The organism is Salmonella sp. GDC200615 (genome assembly GCF_050574145.1).
In the GTDB taxonomy this organism is placed as follows: domain Bacteria; phylum Pseudomonadota; class Gammaproteobacteria; order Enterobacterales; family Enterobacteriaceae; genus Salmonella; species Salmonella enterica.
Genome location: NZ_CP192247.1, coordinates 2,976,175 through 2,990,220, shown reverse-complemented (window position 1 = coordinate 2,990,220; position 14,046 = coordinate 2,976,175). Strand labels below are relative to the sequence as shown.

Annotated in this window: 15 protein-coding genes; 13 read left to right on the top strand and 2 right to left on the bottom strand. The window is 51.5% G+C overall.

The annotated features are described in order from the left end of the window. Nucleotides 1-107: 107 nt before the first annotated feature. Nucleotides 108-728 (top strand): TetR/AcrR family transcriptional regulator, encoded by a 621-nt coding sequence (locus tag ACQ29O_RS14460; protein WP_000661877.1) that lies wholly within the window; start codon nucleotides 108-110, stop codon nucleotides 726-728. A gap of 116 nt (nucleotides 729-844) precedes the next feature. On the opposite strand, the gene ACQ29O_RS14455 is transcribed toward ACQ29O_RS14460, so the two are convergent. Continuing rightward, a complete protein-coding gene (locus ACQ29O_RS14455; RefSeq protein WP_001024853.1) occupies nucleotides 845-2,530 on the bottom strand; it encodes an aspartate:alanine antiporter in 1,686 nt (561 codons plus the stop codon). Nucleotides 2,531-2,800: 270 nt separating this feature from the next. On the opposite strand from ACQ29O_RS14455, the gene ACQ29O_RS14450 reads away from it, so the two are divergent. Beyond that, nucleotides 2,801-3,178: an inner membrane protein YbjM gene (locus ACQ29O_RS14450; RefSeq protein ID WP_000680849.1), complete on the top strand. Its 378-nt coding sequence runs from the start codon at nucleotides 2,801-2,803 to the stop codon at nucleotides 3,176-3,178. Nucleotides 3,179-3,209: 31 nt separating this feature from the next. Here the strand turns inward: ACQ29O_RS14450 and ACQ29O_RS14445 are convergent, their stop codons facing one another. Then, nucleotides 3,210-3,473: a GrxA family glutaredoxin gene (locus ACQ29O_RS14445; RefSeq protein ID WP_000495513.1), complete on the bottom strand. Its 264-nt coding sequence runs from the start codon at nucleotides 3,471-3,473 to the stop codon at nucleotides 3,210-3,212. 169 nt (nucleotides 3,474-3,642) lie between these two features. On the opposite strand from ACQ29O_RS14445, the gene ACQ29O_RS14440 reads away from it, so the two are divergent. The 11 genes from ACQ29O_RS14440 to ACQ29O_RS14390 all read left to right on the top strand — a co-directional run bounded on the left by ACQ29O_RS14440 (nucleotide 3,643) and on the right by ACQ29O_RS14390 (nucleotide 14,020). Beyond that, entirely contained in the window at nucleotides 3,643-3,933 is a 291-nt protein-coding gene (locus ACQ29O_RS14440) for a YbjC family protein (RefSeq protein ID WP_001259131.1), read from the top strand. Next, complete coding sequence (gene nfsA, locus ACQ29O_RS14435; protein ID WP_219552887.1) at nucleotides 3,917-4,639, top strand: oxygen-insensitive NADPH nitroreductase; 723 nt, start codon at nucleotides 3,917-3,919, stop codon at nucleotides 4,637-4,639. The genes ACQ29O_RS14440 and nfsA overlap by 17 nt, the downstream gene beginning before the upstream one ends. Before the next feature lie 57 nt (nucleotides 4,640-4,696). After that, nucleotides 4,697-5,599: a 30S ribosomal protein S6--L-glutamate ligase gene (rimK, locus tag ACQ29O_RS14430; protein WP_000684362.1), complete on the top strand. Its 903-nt coding sequence runs from the start codon at nucleotides 4,697-4,699 to the stop codon at nucleotides 5,597-5,599. Between the two features lie 96 nt (nucleotides 5,600-5,695). Then, nucleotides 5,696-6,172 (top strand): YbjN domain-containing protein, encoded by a 477-nt coding sequence (locus tag ACQ29O_RS14425; RefSeq protein WP_000624810.1) that lies wholly within the window; start codon nucleotides 5,696-5,698, stop codon nucleotides 6,170-6,172. A gap of 348 nt (nucleotides 6,173-6,520) precedes the next feature. After that, nucleotides 6,521-7,633 carry a spermidine/putrescine ABC transporter substrate-binding protein PotF gene (potF, locus tag ACQ29O_RS14420; protein ID WP_000125762.1) on the top strand — a complete coding sequence of 371 codons (1,113 nt, stop codon included), beginning with the start codon at nucleotides 6,521-6,523 and terminating at the stop codon, nucleotides 7,631-7,633. 87 nt (nucleotides 7,634-7,720) lie between these two features. Then, the gene (gene potG / locus ACQ29O_RS14415) at nucleotides 7,721-8,854 is read left to right on the top strand and encodes a putrescine ABC transporter ATP-binding subunit PotG (RefSeq protein ID WP_001000694.1); all 1,134 of its coding nucleotides are present in this window, start codon (nucleotides 7,721-7,723) and stop codon (nucleotides 8,852-8,854) included. 9 nt (nucleotides 8,855-8,863) lie between these two features. Next, nucleotides 8,864-9,817, top strand: a complete 954-nt coding sequence (gene potH / locus ACQ29O_RS14410; protein WP_000105456.1) for a putrescine ABC transporter permease PotH — start codon at nucleotides 8,864-8,866, stop codon at nucleotides 9,815-9,817. Continuing rightward, nucleotides 9,814-10,665: a putrescine ABC transporter permease PotI gene (gene potI, locus ACQ29O_RS14405; RefSeq protein ID WP_001061630.1), complete on the top strand. Its 852-nt coding sequence runs from the start codon at nucleotides 9,814-9,816 to the stop codon at nucleotides 10,663-10,665. Before potH ends, potI begins: the two co-directional genes overlap by 4 nt. 73 nt (nucleotides 10,666-10,738) lie before the next feature. Beyond that, the gene (locus ACQ29O_RS14400) at nucleotides 10,739-11,212 is read left to right on the top strand and encodes a YbjO family protein (RefSeq protein ID WP_000505788.1); all 474 of its coding nucleotides are present in this window, start codon (nucleotides 10,739-10,741) and stop codon (nucleotides 11,210-11,212) included. Nucleotides 11,213-11,254: 42 nt separating this feature from the next. Continuing rightward, nucleotides 11,255-12,382, top strand: a complete 1,128-nt coding sequence (gene rlmC / locus ACQ29O_RS14395; protein ID WP_001149775.1) for a 23S rRNA (uracil(747)-C(5))-methyltransferase RlmC — start codon at nucleotides 11,255-11,257, stop codon at nucleotides 12,380-12,382. 294 nt (nucleotides 12,383-12,676) lie between these two features. Beyond that, nucleotides 12,677-14,020: a PTS sugar transporter subunit IIC gene (locus ACQ29O_RS14390; protein WP_000399323.1), complete on the top strand. Its 1,344-nt coding sequence runs from the start codon at nucleotides 12,677-12,679 to the stop codon at nucleotides 14,018-14,020. The last annotated feature ends 26 nt before the right edge of the window (nucleotides 14,021-14,046 follow it).

Sequence of the window (14,046 nt, the reverse complement as noted above, 5' to 3'; positions counted from 1 at the left end):
CATATCGTCGTCATACTTCGTTGTGCAGACAGTTTTTGCTGTCTGTTTTTTCAGCGTAAGCGGCAGGCTACTATCGCCTGCATCCTGAATGAGATGTGGAACTCATCATGAAAGAAAATGCCGTAAGACGCGCCAATGATCCTAAGCGACGGGAAAAAATAATTCAGGCTACACTGGAAGCGGTAAAGACCTATGGCGTTCATGCCGTGACGCACCGGAAAATCGCCGCTATCGCTCAGGTGCCGCTTGGCTCGATGACCTACTATTTTGCCGGTATGGATGCGTTATTGAGTGAAGCCTTTACACTTTTCACCGAGAACATGTCGCGTCAATACCAGGACTTTTTTGCGCAGGTGACGGATGCGGAGGGGGCGTGCCAGGCGATAACGGAAATGATTTACGGCTCGCAGGTTACGACGCCGGATAATATGGCGTTAATGTATCAGTTATATGCCTATGCCAGCGATAAGCCAGCGTTAAAAATAGTCATGCAAAACTGGATGCAGCGTAGCCAGAATACGCTGGCGCAGTGGTTTTACGCACAGACCGCCCGCGCGCTGGATGCGTTTATCGAGGGGATGACGCTGCATTTTGTAACGGATCGAACGCCGCTGGCGCGTGAAGCGATTTTACAGATGGTAAAGCGAATCGCCGGAGAGTCAATGTCGTGTCACTCTGCGTCAGGCAACAAAAAACCCACCAACCTTGAACCGAAATGGCGGGGTTGATGGGCTCCACAAAATGGGGACATCAAAGAAAAGCAGTGGCAATAGGTATGACTGATGCTTTAACGAAAAGTTCGACCTATTGGCAAAATTTTTTCACTTAAAGGCAAACTTCAGTTTTATCCTAACCCCGGCCAGATGATGACAATAAGCGTCCCCGCCAGCGTTAGCAGAACGTTGGCGATGGCGTAAGTCCCCGCATAACCCAGCGCTGGAATATTACTGCGCGCCGTATCGCTAATGATTTCCATCGCCGGGGCGCAGGTACGCGCGCCCATCATGGCACCGAACAGCAGCGCCCGGTTCATGCGCAGCACATAAGCGCCAAACAAGAAGCAGATCACCACCGGTACCAGGCTGACGACAAGCCCGGCGATCAGCATTTGTCCGCCGACCGCGCCCAGACCGTTGCTGATACCGCTGCCGGCGCTTAAACCAACGCCTGCCATAAACACCATCAAGCCGAATTCTTTCACCATATTAAGCGCGCCCTGCGGAATATAACCAAAGGTAGGATGGTTAGCGCGCAGGAAACCGAGCATGATCCCGGCGAACAACAATCCGGCCGCGTTGCCGATGCCGAAACTAAAATTGCTGAACTGGAAGGTAATCATCCCGATCATTAACCCGATGATAAAAAAAGCGCAGAAGGCGAGCAGGTCCGTCACCTGACTATGGATCGAAATAAAACCAATGCGATCGGCGATGGTTTTTACGCGTCTGGCGTCGCCGCTCACCTGTAACACGTCGCCTTTATTCAGCACGACGTTATCGTCGATAGGCATTTCGATCTGGCTGCGGATGACGCGGTTAAGGAAGCAGCCATGATCGGTCAGCTTGAGCTGAGCGAGGCGGCGACCGACCGCATTGTGGTTTTTCACCACAATTTCTTCCGTCACGATGCGCATATCAAGCAGATCGCGATCAAACACTTCCTTACCATTACGGAAGCTGGGATCGAGCCTGGCGTGCGCGTCCGGATAGCCGACCAGCGCAATCTCATCGCCCATTTGCAGCACCGCATCGCCATCCGGGTTCGCCAGAATACCGTTACGACGAATACGTTCGATATAGCAGCCTGTCTGGCGGTAAATACCCAGCTCGCGCAGGTTTTTGCCGTCAGTCCAGGCCACCAGTTCCGGGCCAACCCGATAGGCGCGGATAACCGGCAAATAAACCTTGCGATTAGCATCGGTATCCAGACCGCGCTCGCGAGCAATTTGCTGGGCGCTGGTTTGCAAATCCTGATGCTGTAGTTTAGGCAAGTAGCGCGCGCCCACGATCAGACTGACCAACCCAATCAGATAGGTCAGGGCATAGCCCAGGCTCAGATTATCAAGAGCGGAGGAGAGTTGGGTGCTGGCGATGCCGGAATGTCGCAGGGTATCGCCTGCGCCAACCAGCACGGGCGTGGAGGTCATTGAGCCAGCCAGCATACCGGCCGTCAGGCCGATATCCCAGCCGAATAGCTTACCAAGGCCTAAGGCGATTAGCAGAGCGCTACCGACCATGACCAGGGCAAGCATCAGATAATTTTTACCGTCGCGAAAAAAAATCGAAAAAAAGTTGGGGCCAGCCTCGACGCCGACACAAAAAATAAACAGCATAAATCCCAGATTTAGCGCGTCGGTGTTAATACTAAAGTGTTGCTGCCCTAATAATAGAGAGACCACTAAAACGCCAATGGAATTACCAAGTTGGACTGAACCCAGACGTAACTTGCCAAGACACAGGCCAAGAGCCAGGACCACAAATAATAACAGGATGTAATTCCCATTTAACAAATCTGCGACGTTTATATTCACGGAGACTAACTTCTTGTTTACGAGTAAGCTGTTGAAAGAAATGGTAATTTACGCTACTGTTTTTATCATGAATTAAGGGTGCAATCGTATTGCATACAGCATCCAAATAAAAACAACACAACAATATATCCTGCTAGTTTAATCTTATTGCGTACTAACGGCTATAAGAATCGTGCAGGTATGTTTTTGGCATGGAATGCCACATGACTTTATCTGACTGGATGCCTCACGGCGGAAAGCGTGTTCGATAGAGAGTGTCAGGAGGAACGATTGAAACATAAACACGGGTGGGCAAGCGTTGTCTGCTGCTTTGTACTCTTTATTGTGGTGTGTCTTTCATTAACTATGCATGTACAAGGCGCTTTTCGCGCGGCAGGGCATCCTGAGATTGGACTGTTATTTTTTACGTTGCCTGGTGCGGTGGCCAGTTTTTGTTCTCACCGACGCGAGGTGATCCGACCGCTGATCGGGGCGATGCTGGCGGCGCCGTTTTGCCTGGTGTTAATGCGCGTGGTATTTATGCCTACCCGATCGTTTTGGCAAGAACTGGCGTGGTTATTTAGCGCCGTATTCTGGTGTGCGTTAGGCGCGCTCTGTTATTTGTTTATTAGCAGCCTGTTTAGCCACCGGCGAAAAAAACGCCAATAGCGCCCTCCGGTAGAGGGCGTTGCCAGAGCAATCAGGCGAAAAGATTCAGATTTTCTTTTGCCCATGCTTCAAAATCCGTACAGCCGCCGATATGTTTTTGATCGACAAAAATCTGCGGTACGGTTTCTACAGGTTTACCTACGGTTTTTTCCAAATCCGCTTTAGTAATGCCTTCAGCATGGATATCAATATAGCGGTAGTTAAAATCGTCGCGTTCTTTGCTCAGTTTTTCCGCCAACTCTTTTGCACGCACGCAATAAGGGCACCCTGGGCGGCCAAAAATAACAGTAAACATATCTCTCCTCGAACATAAAGCCAGACGGCGAACAGGTGTTATCATGCCGCGATTTACGGCAGATGAAAAGCAGGTTACGCCTGTTCCTTTGATAACCCAGGGCTATATCTGTTAAGCACGCCGGACCAGAACGTTCTACACTGTGCGTCAGTTAACCGGGAGGCTTGATATGCGCACGATTGGCGTGTTACCCAAAAGCGTACTGATACTGGAATGCCTCGGTATGATTTTGCTGGCGCTTGCTCTGCTATCGCTTAATCATTACCTTACGCTGCCCGCGCCGTTCAATACGCCGCTGGCTGGCGTATTGATGGTTTTCCTCGGCGTCGTGTTGATCCTCCCCGCCGCGGTGGCGATGATGTGGCGTATTGCGCAGTTACTGGCGCCGCAGTTGATGAAACGTCCACCCGACATTTCTTCCCGTTCAGATAGAGAAAAGCATAATGAGTCCGACCATTGAACTTCTTTGTGGCTATCGTTCTATTCGCCATTTCACCGATGAACCCGTGACTGACGCGCAGCGAGAGGCCATTATTGCCGCCGCGCGCAGCACGTCCAGTTCCAGTTTTTTACAGTGCAGCTCTATTATCCGTATTACCGATCGGGCGCTGCGTGAGGCGTTAGTGCCCCTGACGGGCGGGCAAAAGCATGTGGCGCAGGCCGCTGAGTTCTGGGTATTTTGCGCCGATTTTAATCGTCATTTGCAGATCTGTCCTGACGCGCAGCTGGGGCTTGCCGAACAACTGTTGCTCGGTGTCGTCGATACGGCGATGATGGGGCAAAACGCGCTGACGGCGGCGGAATCACTGGGGTTAGGCGGCGTGTATATCGGCGGCATCCGTAACAATATTGAGTCTGTTACCGAACTATTAAAATTGCCGAAGCATGTATTGCCGCTCTTTGGCCTGTGTTTGGGATGGCCTGCGGATAATCCGGATCTGAAACCGCGCCTGCCTGCCGAGCTTGTGGTTCATGAGAACCAGTATCAACCGCTTGATGAAAAGCTGCTGGCGCGCTATGACGAGCAGTTGGCTGAGTATTATCTGACCCGCGGCAGTAATACGCGACGCGATACCTGGAGCGATCATATCCGTCGCACCCTGATTAAAGAAAATCGCCCATTTATCCTTGAATATTTGCATAAACAGGGCTGGGCGACGCGCTAAAACCTGCGGGCCAGTGTATGATACGCGGGCTTTTCAGGGTTTTCAGCGAGGTGCAGGGTGAAAATTGCCATATTGTCCAGGGATGGAACGCTCTATTCTTGCAAACGTCTGCGCGAAGCGGCGATGCGGCGCGGCCATCTGGTCGAGATACTCGATCCTCTTTCCTGCTATATGAATATTAATCCGGCAGCGTCGTCGATCCATTACAAGGGGCGTCGTCTGCCCCATTTTGACGCCGTTATTCCCCGTATTGGTTCGGCCATTACCTTTTATGGTACCGCTGCGCTACGTCAGTTTGAGCTATTGGGTAGCTATCCGCTGAATGAATCCGTCGCCATTACCCGCGCGCGCGATAAGCTGCGATCGCTACAACTTCTGGCGCGCCAGGGGATCGATCTTCCCATTACCGGGATCGCCCATTCGCCGGATGATACCAGCGATCTTATTAAGATGGTTGGCGGGGCGCCGCTGGTCGTGAAGCTGGTAGAAGGCACGCAAGGGATCGGCGTGGTATTGGCAGAGACGCGTCAGGCTGCTGAAAGTGTTATTGATGCGTTTCGGGGGCTGAATGCCCATATCCTGGTTCAGGAATACATTGCCGAAGCTAAAGGATGCGATATTCGTTGTCTGGTCGTCGGCAATGAGGTTGTGGCAGCGATTGAGCGGTGCGCGAAAGCCAGTGATTTTCGCTCCAATCTTCATCGCGGCGGGGTGGCCAGCATCGCGACGATCACGCCCCGTGAACGGGATATCGCCATCAAAGCCGCACAGACGCTGGGGCTGGATGTGGCGGGCGTCGATATTTTACGCGCCGCGCGCGGGCCGCTGGTGATGGAGGTGAATGCCTCGCCGGGACTGGAAGGTATCGAAAAGACTACGGGCGTGGATATCGCGGGGCGAATGATTCAGTGGATAGAACGTCACGCTACGCCTGAATTTTGCCTTAAAATCGGCGGCTAATCGCAATCATGGATTCCGCCGTAGTACGAAGCACGCTTTTTGCGTAAGCTGTGCCGGTAATTTTTTCATCGTCATCGTAAGAGGTAGCACATTATTATGATATCACTGGTCGTTCCCACTCTGGATACGTTGCGTCAATGGCTCGACGACCTGGGCATGAATTTCTTCGAGTGTGATACCTGCCAGGCGCTGCATTTGCCGCATATGCAGAATTTTGACGGCGTCTACGATGCTAAAATCGATTTGGTGGACAACACCATTCTTTTTTCCGCGATGGCGGAGGTCAGGCCTTCCGCGTTGCTGCCGCTGGCGGCCGATCTCTCTGCTATCAACGCCAGTTCGTTGACGGTAAAAGCCTTTCTCGATATGCAGGATGATAATCTACCAAAACTGGTTGTGTGCCAGTCTTTATCCGTTATGCAAGGCGTCACCTACGAACAGTTCGAATGGTTTGTTCGCCAAAGTGAAGAGCAGATTTCTATGGTGATCCTTGAGGCCGGGGCGCATCAGCTTCTGTTTAACGCGGAAGAAGACGCGCAAAAAACCAGCGCAGTTGACCATTTTCTTCACTAATCCCTTCCGATAATCAGGCAGTCGCTGCCAGCGCAGCTGCTGTTTACGTTTTTTTATGCTGCTATTAACCTTTATTTAAAGAATTATTCACCTCCTTTCTGACCATTTCGCTCTATCACATAGACAAAACCTGCATAAAAAATTGATAAAAGGCGTTTTTTAATCTGGGCTATAGCCTCAAACCTTAGCTAAAGTTATTCTTGCGAAGCTTCTATAGCGAGCTTGATGGCAGGGAGGGCGACCTCTCTTCTTCATTTGTATCAAATGAAAAGGTATGCACATTTCAGGCATGTTTTAAACCACGCCTAATGGGTTCATTTGTTAACGGATTTCAGAAGGAAAGCGATGATGACCGCCTTAAAGAAAAAATGGCTATCGGGTCTGGTTGCGGGTGCTCTGATGGTCGTCTCTGTCGGCACGCTCGCTGCCGAACAAAAAACGCTGCACATTTATAACTGGTCAGATTATATCGCGCCGGACACGGTGGCGAACTTTGAAAAAGAGACCGGGATTAACGTTATCTATGATGTCTTTGACTCTAACGAAGTGCTGGAAGGCAAGTTAATGGCAGGCAGCACCGGGTTCGATCTGGTGGTGCCATCGGCCAGTTTTCTTGAGCGCCAGCTCACCGCGGGCGTTTTTCAGCCGCTGGATAAAAGCAAACTTCCCGGCTGGAAAAACCTCGCTCCTGAACTGCTGAAACTGGTAGCGAAGCACGATCCTGACAACAAATACGCCATGCCCTACATGTGGGCCACGACGGGCATTGGCTATAACGTTGATAAAGTGAAAGCGGTGCTGGGGGATGATGCGCCAGTGAATAGCTGGGATTTAGTCCTCAAGCCGGAAAATCTGGAGAAGCTAAAAAGCTGCGGCGTCTCTTTCCTTGATGCGCCTGAAGAAATTTTTGCCACTGTGCTGAACTATCTGGGTAAAGATCCGAATAGCAGCAAAGCGGATGACTACACCGGCCCGGCAACCGATCTGTTGTTGAGGCTACGGCCAAACATTCGCTATTTTCACTCCTCGCAATACATTAACGATCTGGCTAATGGCGATACCTGTGTGGCCATCGGCTGGGCGGGCGATGTCTGGCAGGCCGCTAACCGGGCGAAAGAGGCGAAAAATGGCGTCAATATCTCTTTCTCGATCCCCAAAGAGGGGGCAATGGCGTTTTTTGATGTGTTTGCCATGCCGGCTGACGCCAAAAATAAAGACGAGGCCTACCAGTTCCTTAATTATCTGCTGCGCCCTGATGTGATTGCCCATATTTCCGATCACGTTTTCTACGCCAATGCGAATAAAGAGGCGACGGCGCTGGTCAGCCAGCAGGTGCGCGATAACCCGGGAATTTATCCGCCGGCGGATGTGCGGGCCAAGTTGTTTACCCTGAAAGTGCAGGAGCCGAAGATTGATCGCGTCCGCACCCGCGCATGGACGAAGGTGAAAAGCGGTAAGTAATTGATTAACGGTATGGCCTGATAAGCGTGCGCTATCGGGCATTCCACCGTTTGTATCGTTTGATTGTGTTATGCCGGAGAGCGCCTTGTGAATGATGTCCCCCACCGCCCGCAGGTGAAAACCCGTAAAGCGCTGACGCCGCTTCTGGAAATTCGCAACCTGACGAAGTCATTCGACGGGCAACATGCTGTCGATGATGTCAGTCTGACTATCTATAAAGGCGAGATTTTTGCCCTGCTGGGCGCGTCAGGTTGTGGAAAATCGACTCTGCTACGGATGCTGGCAGGTTTTGAACCGCCGAGCAGCGGGCAAATTATGCTCGACGGCATCGATCTGGCGCATGTTCCGCCGTATCAGCGTCCGATTAATATGATGTTTCAGTCCTATGCGTTGTTTCCGCATATGACGGTAGAGCAGAACATCGCTTTTGGTCTGAAGCAGGACAAACTGCCGAAGGCGGAGATTACCAGCCGCGTCAATGAGATGCTGGGTCTGGTGCACATGCAGGAGTTTGCGAAACGTAAGCCGCATCAGCTTTCCGGCGGTCAGCGTCAGCGCGTGGCCCTGGCGCGCAGCCTGGCGAAACGTCCTAAGCTGCTCTTGTTGGATGAACCGATGGGCGCGCTGGATAAAAAATTACGCGACCGGATGCAGCTTGAAGTGGTGGATATCCTTGAGCGCGTCGGCGTGACCTGCGTCATGGTGACGCACGATCAGGAAGAAGCGATGACGATGGCGGGGCGCATTGCCATCATGAACCGTGGAAAATTTGTGCAAATTGGCGAACCGGAGGAGATTTACGAGCATCCGACGACCCGCTACAGCGCCGAATTTATCGGATCGGTAAATGTTTTTGAGGGCTTACTGAAAGCGCGTGAAGAGGACGGTCTGGTCATTGACGCGCCCGGTTTGGTTCATCCGTTAAAAGTCGATGCAGATGCCTCTGTCGTTGATAATGTGCCGGTATATGTGGCGCTACGTCCGGAAAAAATCATGCTCTGTGAGTCGCCGCCTGCCGATGGCTATAATTTCGCCGTCGGCGAAGTGGCGCATATTGCGTATCTCGGCGATCTGTCTATTTATCATGTGCGGCTAAAAAGCGGGCAGATGATCAGCGCTCAACTGCAGAATGCGCACCGTTACCGGAAAGGGTTACCGACATGGGGCGATGAAGTGCGTTTGTGCTGGGAAGCGGATAGCTGCGTGGTCCTGACGGTATAAGGGGGAAACATGAGCACACTTGAACCTCCGGCACGCATCAGTAAACCTGGCGGCGCGGCGCTATGGTTGGCGCGAATGCAAATGAAACATGGGAGTAAGCTGGTTATTGCTTTGCCTTATATCTGGCTCATTCTGCTGTTTTTACTGCCGTTTCTTATCGTCTTTAAGATAAGTCTGGCGGAAATGGCGAGGGCGATCCCGCCGTATACCGATCTGCTGGAATGGGCTGACGGTCAGTTGTCGATTACGCTCAATCTCGGTAATTTTTTGCAACTGACCGACGATCCGCTTTATTTCGAAGCCTATCTGCAATCGTTACAAATTGCCGGTATTTCCACAATCTGCTGCCTGCTGCTGGGCTACCCGCTGGCGTGGGCGGTGGCGCACAGCAAGCCCTCCACGCGCAATATCCTGCTGCTGTTGGTGATCCTGCCCTCGTGGACGTCTTTTTTAATACGCGTCTATGCCTGGATGGGCATTTTGAAAAACAACGGTGTGCTGAACAATGTGTTGCTGTGGCTAGGGGTTATCGATCAGCCGCTGACGATCCTGCACACTAACCTGGCCGTCTATATCGGCATTGTTTATGCGTATCTGCCGTTTATGGTTCTGCCCATTTATACCGCATTAACACGTATTGATTATTCGCTGGTGGAAGCGTCGCTGGATCTCGGCGCCCGACCGCTGAAAACATTTTTTAGCATCATTGTCCCGCTCACCAAAGGCGGAATCATCGCCGGCTCGATGCTGGTTTTTATCCCGGCGGTGGGCGAGTTTGTGATCCCGGAACTGCTTGGCGGGCCGGACAGTATCATGATTGGTCGCGTCCTGTGGCAGGAGTTTTTCAATAACCGCGACTGGCCGGTTGCTTCTGCGGTCGCCATTATTATGTTGCTGCTGCTGATAGTACCGATCATGTGGTTCCATAAACATCAGCAAAAAAGTGTGGGGGAGCATGGATGAATAACTTACCGGTTGTTCGCTCGCCCTGGCGCATTCTGATTCTGGTGCTGGGGTTTACTTTTCTCTATGCGCCGATGTTAATGTTGGTGATTTACTCGTTTAACAGTTCGAAGCTGGTGACGGTGTGGGCGGGATGGTCGACGCGCTGGTATGGCGAGCTCTTTCGGGATACCGCCATGATGAGCGCAGTGGGACTAAGCCTGACAATTGCCGCCTGCGCGGCGACGATGGCGGTGGTGCTCGGTACTATCGCCGCGGTGGTGATGGTGCGATTTGGACGATTTCGCGGCGCAAACGGCTTTGCGTTTATGATCACCGCGCCGCTGGTGATGCCGGATGTGATTACCGGGCTGTCGCTGCTGCTGCTGTTTGTCGCGCTTGGTCATGCTATCGGCTGGCCCTCCGATCGCGGGATGCTGACCATCTGGTTGGCGCACGTCACTTTCTGTACCGCCTATGTGGCAGTGGTGATCGCTTCGCGATTACGCGAACTGGATCGTTCGATTGAAGAGGCGGCGATGGATCTTGGCGCGGCGCCGTTGAAGGTCTTTTTCGTCATTACGTTACCGATGATCATGCCAGCGGTGATCTCGGGCTGGCTGTTGGCCTTTACGCTCTCCCTTGACGATCTGGTGATTGCCAGCTTCGTTTCCGGTCCCGGCGCCACCACCACCACGCTACCGATGCTGGTTTTCTCCAGCGTGCGCATGGGCGTGAACCCGGAAATCAACGCGCTGGCGACGTTAATCCTCGGCGTGGTAGGAATCGTCGGATTTATTGCCTGGTACCTGATGGCGCGAGCGGAAAAACAGCGGATTCGCGATATCCAGCGTGCAAGACGCGGCTGAAGCCACTAAAATTTTCCACTATGGCAATGCGTTGCCGCGCGGGTCGCGGCATCATTTTCAGGGAAGACATTCATTGGGATTTATAAAGCAATCAACCTCATCACATGCCCGTTTAAATGTGCCTACGCTGGTGCAGGTTGCGGCTATGGCGATTATTTTGATTCGCGGTCTCGATGTGCTGATGATTATGAATACCCTCGGCATACGCGGGATGGGCGAGTTTATTCATCGCAGCGTGCAGACGTGGAGCTTAACCCTGGTCTTTCTGGCCAGTTTAGTGCTGGTCTTTGTTGAAATTTATTGTGCGTTTTCGCTGGTGAAAGGCCGTAGCTGGGCGCGCTGGGTGTACCTGGCGACACAAATTATTGTGAGCGGATATCTGTGGGCGGCGTCGTTAGGCTACGGATATCCGGAGTTGTTTAGCATCGCGGGAGAATCGAAGCGTGATATCCTGCATTCCCTGGTCATGCAAAAACTCCCCGATCTTTTAATTCTGTTTCTGCTGTTTATTCCCGCTCCCAGCCGTCGGTTCTTCCGGCTGCAATAATGTGTATAATCGTCGCCCCGGATAATATGAAGGTTTTTTGGTATGCAGTGCGCACTCTATGACGCGGGTCGCTGCCGTTCCTGTCAATGGATTACGCAGTCGGTTAACGAACAACTTTCCGCAAAAACAGCCGATTTACATCGTTTGCTCGCCGGGCTGCCTGTTGAACAGTGGTGCGCGCCGATTGGCGGCCCGGAACAGCATTTCCGCAACAAAGCGAAAATGGTCGTGAGCGGTAGTGTAGAAAAACCGCTCTTCGGGATGCTGCATCGCGACGGTACGCCGGTCGATCTTTGCGGCTGCCCGCTGTATCCCGCCTCCTTTGCCCCCGTATTCAGCGCGCTAAAACCTTTTATTGCCCGTGCCGGACTCACGCCTTATAACGTGGCGCGAAAACGTGGCGAACTGAAATACCTGTTGCTGACGGAAAGTCAGTTCGATGGCGGCATGATGCTACGCTTCGTGTTGCGTTCAGAAACCAAACTTACGCAACTGCGCGCGGCGTTACCGTGGCTGCGCGCGCAACTGCCGCAGCTCAGAGTGATCACCGCAAATATCCAGCCGGTACATATGGCGATTATGGAAGGGGAGACGGAAATCTACCTGACGGATCAGCAGGCGCTGGCGGAACGTTTTAACGATGTGCCGCTGTGGATTCGCCCGCAAAGTTTCTTTCAGACCAACCCTACGGTCGCCAGCCGATTATATGCGACGGCGCGCGACTGGGTAGGGCAACTGCCGGTACGCCATATGTGGGATCTTTTTTGCGGAGTGGGCGGATTCGGCCTGCACTGCGCGACGCCGCAGATGCAATTAACCGGTATTGAGATCGCGCCGGAGGCGATTGCCTGCGCGAAGCAATCCGCTGCCGAGCTGGGATTGACCCGCCTTCATTTCCAGGCGTTGGATTCCACCCAATTCGCCACCGCACAAGGTGAAACGCCCGACCTGGTGTTGGTGAATCCTCCCCGCCGCGGCATTGGCAAGCCGTTGTGCGATTACCTTGCACAAATGGCGCCGCGTTTTATTATTTATTCAAGCTGTAACGCGCAGACGATGGCGCAGGATATTCGTCATCTGCCGAACTACCGTATTCAACGTGTTCAGCTTTTCGATATGTTCCCGCATACCGCGCATTATGAGGTTTTAGCGTTACTGCGCAGGCTGTAGCGCCAAAAGCCAGACATACAAAATATCTATATTAACTATCTAATTATCCATAAATAATAATAACCATGATCGATCGATAAAAAACTCCGATCGATCGTGGTTATATATTACCCTATTTTTGCAAATCAAATCACAAATAATCACTTTAAATCTTTTAATGACTAATTTTGATTATTACAGTGCGTGTAAGGCAAAATTAGACAAGGTGGTTTATCGGGTAACTTTCAATAGCATCAGCGAAGCAATACGTAACGTCAGTAAAGGGGTCAATCATGACAACGAATAGGCACGCTTATGGAGGGCGTTCAGACGATGTTTGCCAAATTTATAGATGTTATTCAAACGTTTTTAACTGAACCGGCAATATTAATTGGGATATTAGTCGGTGTTGGCTATGCGCTGGATAAAAAGACGCCTATAAAAATTATCACCGGTATGATCAGCGCGATGGTCGGTTTGATGATGGTGTTATTTGGCGGCTTTCAATTTTCAGCCACTTTTAAACCGGTTGCAGAGGCAGTCAGCAAGGCTTATGGCGTGCATGGATACTTAATGGATTCATATGCCATGAAAGCCGCGACGCAAATAGCGCTGGGCGATAATTTCGGCTATGTAGGATACGTTTTTGTACTGGCGTTTTTTACTAACCTGTTATTAGTTTTATTTGGCCGTTATACCGGCGCAAAAGGTATATTTCTTACCGGTAATACCGGGGTCTCTCATTCACAGGCAGTACTGTGGTTAATCGTCTTCTGGCTGGGGTTCGGTTGGGTACAATCCATTGTGATTGCCGGGGTATTGACCGGGGTCTTTTGGGCGTTTTCAACTACGCTTATTGTTAAACCCATCGCCAAAGTGACCAATAACGCCGGTTTTACCATTGCGCATAACCAGATGCTGGGACTGTGGTTTTTCTCGAAATTCGCGCATAAATTCGGCGATCCGGAAAAGCATGACGCCGAAAACCTGAAACTTCCCGGTTGGTTAGCCATTTTTAACCACAACGTGACGGCAATCGCCATTGTGATGACGCTCTTCGTTGGCGGTTTTCTATTGGCGACAGGGATCGATAACGTACAGTTAATGGCGAAAGGAAAACCCTGGTATATTTATATCATCAATCTGGGCCTGCAATTCTCTATGTATATGGTCATCTTGCTGCAGGGCGTGCGGATGATGGTAGGCGAAATTAACGGTTCGTTTAAAGGATGGCAGGATCGCTTTATTCCTAACGCTATACCGGCTGTGGATGTTGCTGCTTTATTACCTTTTTCGCCGAACGCGGCCACGCTGGGATTCGTCTTTTGTACTTTCGGCACGATTTTTTCCATGGGCATCCTGCTGCTCATCCATAGCCCTATTATGGTATTGCCTGGTTTTGTTCCGCTCTTCTTTTCCGGCGGTCCCATCGGCGTATTAGCCAACCGAATGGGGGGATATCGTTCCGTTATTATTTGTACTTTCCTGTTAGGGATTATTCAGACTTTCGGTACGGTATGGGCCATTCCTTTAACCGGGCTGGCAAAAGAAGGCGTGGGCTGGACGGGAATATTTGACTGGGCGACTCTGTGGCCTGCGATTTGTGAATTACTGAAATTTATTGCTTCAACGTTCCATCTTGGTCCTTATTCCATTTAATTGATTCGGTTTATATAAAGGATTTT